The organism is Microcoleus sp. N9_A2 (assembly GCF_036701775.1).
Lineage (GTDB): Bacteria > Cyanobacteriota > Cyanobacteriia > Cyanobacteriales > Microcoleaceae > Microcoleus.
This window is the reverse complement of record NZ_JAUBRH010000042.1, coordinates 39,095-42,832: the sequence shown is the minus strand read 5'-3', so window position 1 is coordinate 42,832 and position 3,738 is coordinate 39,095. Positions and strand designations below refer to the sequence as shown.

Here is a 3,738-nt window from a genome sequence, read left to right as displayed (position 1 = left end):
CGATGGCAAGCGGGCGATTTCTGGTTCATCGGACAATACCCTGAAAGTCTGGGATTTAACAACTGGAAAGGAAGAGTGTACTCTCAAAAGTCACAGCGACTGGGTAAATGCAGTAGCCGTTACTGCTGATGGCAAGCGGGTGATTTCTGGTTCATCGGACAATACCCTAAAAGTCTGGGATTTAACAACTGGGAAAGAAGAGTTTACTCTCAAAGGTCACAGTTATTTGGTAAATGCAGTAGCTGTCACTGCCGATGGCAAGCGGGCGATTTCTGGTTCATCGGACAATACCCTGAAAGTCTGGGATTTAACAACTGGAAAGGAAGAGTTTACTCTCAAAGGTCACAGCAAATCAGTCTATGTAGTAGTCGTCACTGCTGATGGCAAGCGGGCGATTTCTGGTTCAAGAGACAACACCCTCAAGGTCTGGGATTTAACTACTGAAAAGGAAGAGTTTACTCTCAGAGGTCACAACGCTTTGGTAAAAGCAGTAGCCGTCACTGCAGATGGCAAGCGGGCAATTTCTGGTTCAAGAGACAACACCCTCAAGGTCTGGGATTTAACTACTGAAAAGGAAGAGTTTACTCTCAGAGGTCACAACGCTTTGGTAAAAGCAGTAGCCGTCACTGCAGATGGCAAGCGGGCAATTTCTGGTTCAAGAGACAACACCCTAAAAGTCTGGGATTTAACAACCCGAAAGGAACAGTTTACTCTCCAAGGTTACAACAACTCCGTAAATGCAGTAGCCGTCACTGCTGATGGCAAGCGGGCAATTTCTGGTTCAAATGACAACACCTTAAAAGTCTGGGATTTAACTACTGAAAAGGAACAGTTTACTCTCAAAGTTCACAGCTACTCAGTCAATACAGTCGCCGTCATTGCTGATGGCAAGCTGGCGATTTCTGGCTCATTAGACAACACCCTGAAAATCTGGGATTTAACAACCCAAAAGGAACAGTTTACCCTAAAAGGTCACAGCTACTCAGTATATGGAGTAGCCATCACTGCTGATGGCAAGCGGGCGATTTCTGGTTCAGAGGACAATACCCTAAAAGTCTGGGATTTAACAACCCGAAAGGAAGAGTTTACTCTCAAAGGTCACAGCAAATCGGTATATGCACTCGCCGTCACTGTTGATGGCAAGCGGGCAATTTCTAGTTCGTGGGACAACACCCTAAAAGTCTGGGATTTAACCAGTGGAAAGGAACTGTTTACTCTTGAAAGTCACAGCAAATCGGTAAATATAGTAGCCGTCACTGCTGATGGCAAGCGGGCAATTTCTGGTTTTGTCTACAACATCTTTAAAGCCTGGGATTTAATAACTGGAAAGGAACAGTTTACTCTCAAAGGTCACAGCAAATCAGTCTATGTAGTAGCCGTTACTGCTGATGGCAAGCGGGCAATTTCTGGTTCAAGAGACAATACCCTCAAAGTCTGGGATTTAACCACCGGAAAAGAACTTTTTACTCTCGAAGGTCACAGCGAATTCGTAAATGCAGTCGCTGTGACGGATGATGGCAAGCGGGCAATTTCTGGTTCAAGAGACAACACCCTCAAAGTCTGGGATTTAACCACTGGAAACGAACAGTTTACTCTCAAAGGTCACAGCAACTCGGTATATGCAGTCGCTGTGACGGATGATGGCAAGCGGGCAATTTCTGGTTCGTGGGACAACACCCTCAAAGCCTGGGATTTAACCACTGGAAATGAACAGTTTACTCTCAAAGGTCACAGCAACTCGGTAAATATAGTAGCCGTCACTGCTGATGGCAAGCGGGCAATTTCTGGTTCAGATGACAAAACCCTCAAAGTCTGGGATTTGTCGAGTGGAAATGTCATTGCTAGTTTCACGGGTGAAAGTTCGATCGCCTGTTGCGCCATTGCACCCGATGGAGTCACAATTGTGGCAGGCGACGCATCCGGCCGCGTATATTTCCTGCGGCTAGAAGGGATTACTGAGTATTTAGAAAAGGGGATGGCGTGAGATGGGAGAATTTGCTGACAAGTTAGCGGCCAAACCACTTTTCTATCAACGTGCTTATCTGGGCAGCTTACTGCCAAATCATGTCAAATCAGGGAATTTAGAAAAGTATTATCAAAGACTGACTGATTTTAACTTTTTGATGGCAAAGATTCAGCATCCTGAGTTTGGGGTGCAGGCACTTATTGATGATTTCGATTTGGTTGACGCTTCTGAAGCAGTCACTAACCTAAAATACAACTCAGAAACAGCAAAAGCCTTGAACTTGATTCAAAGGGTACTGTGGATGTCAGCCGATATTTTGGATGGAGATAAGACCAAACTGGCGGAACAATTGTTAGGGCGCTTACTGTACTTTGAAATGCCCGAGATTCAGGCAATGCTGGAAGTAGCAAAGCAGTGGAAAGCAGCACCTTGGTTGCGTCCTTTGACACCTTGTTTAACTCCGCCTCGCAGGGGATTGCTACGCACCCTTAAAGGTCACAGCAAGTCGGTAAAAGCCGTAGCCGTCACTGCTGATGGCAAGCGGGCGATTTCTGGTTCAAGAGACCAAACCCTCAAAGTCTGGGATTTAACCACTGGAAAGGAACTGTTTACTCTCAATGGTCACAGACAGGTATATGCAGTAGCCGTCACCCCCGACGGCAAGCGGGCGATTTCTGGTTCAGATGACAACACCCTTAAAGTCTGGGATTTAACAACTCGAAATGAACTGTTTACTCTCAATGGTCACAGCAACTCGGTCAATGCAGTAGCCGTCACCCCCGACGGCAAGCGGGCGATTTCTGGTTCAGATGACAACACCATCAAAGTCTGGAATTTAACCACTGGAGAGGAAGTGTTTACTCTCAATGGTCACAGCAACTCGGTACATGGAGTAGCAGTCACCCCCGACGGCAAACGGGCGGTTTCTGGTTCGTGGGACAACACCCTCAAAGTCTGGGATTTAACAACTCGAAAGGAACTGTTTACTCTCAATGGTCATAGCGATTCGGTAAATGCAGTAGCAATCACTGCTGATGGCAAGTGGGCGATTTCTGGTTCGTGGGACAACACCATCAAAGTCTGGGATTTAGCAACTGGAAATGAACTGTTTACTCTCAATGGTCACAGACAGGTAAATGCAGTCGCTCTCACTACTAATGGCAAACAGGCAATTTCTGCTTCATATGATACAACCCTCAAAGTCTGGGATTTAACAACTGGAAATGAACAGTTTACTTTCAATAGCCACAGCGGCTCGGTCAATGCAGTTGCTGTCACTGATGATGGCAAGCGGGCGATTTCGGGTGCATATGATAAAACCCTCAAAGTCTGGGATTTAACAACTGGAAATGAACAGTTTACTTTCAATAGCCACAGCGGCTGGGTCAATGCAGTTGCTGTCACTGATGATGGCAAGCTAGCAATTTCTGGTTCATCGGACAACACCATCAAAGTCTGGGATTTAACCACTGGAGAGGAACTCTTTACTCTCACAGGTCACAGCTACTTAGTCAATGCAGTAGCCGTCACTGCTGATGGCAAGCGGGCAATTTCTGGTTCAAGAGACACCACCCTCAAAGTCTGGGATTTAACCACTGGAGAGGAACAGTTTACTCTCAAAGGTCATAGCAACTCAATCAATGCAGTAGCCGTCACCGCTGATGGCAAGCGGGCAATTTCTGGTTCATCGGACAACACAATCAAAGTCTGGGATTTAACAACTAGAAAGGAAGAGTTTACTCTCAAGGGTCACGGCGACTGGATAAAAGCAG

2 protein-coding genes are annotated in these 3,738 nt (G+C 46.3%); both read left to right on the top strand.

Annotation, left to right across the window (positions count from 1 at the left end; all coding sequences use genetic code 11):
* A partial coding sequence (locus QUA44_RS21200) for a WD40 repeat domain-containing protein (RefSeq protein WP_333309899.1) occupies positions 1–1,984 on the top strand: 1,984 nt, incomplete at its 5' end.
* 1 nt (position 1,985) lies between these two features.
* A partial coding sequence (locus QUA44_RS21195) for a beta-propeller domain-containing protein (protein WP_333254100.1) occupies positions 1,986–3,738 on the top strand: 1,753 nt, incomplete at its 3' end.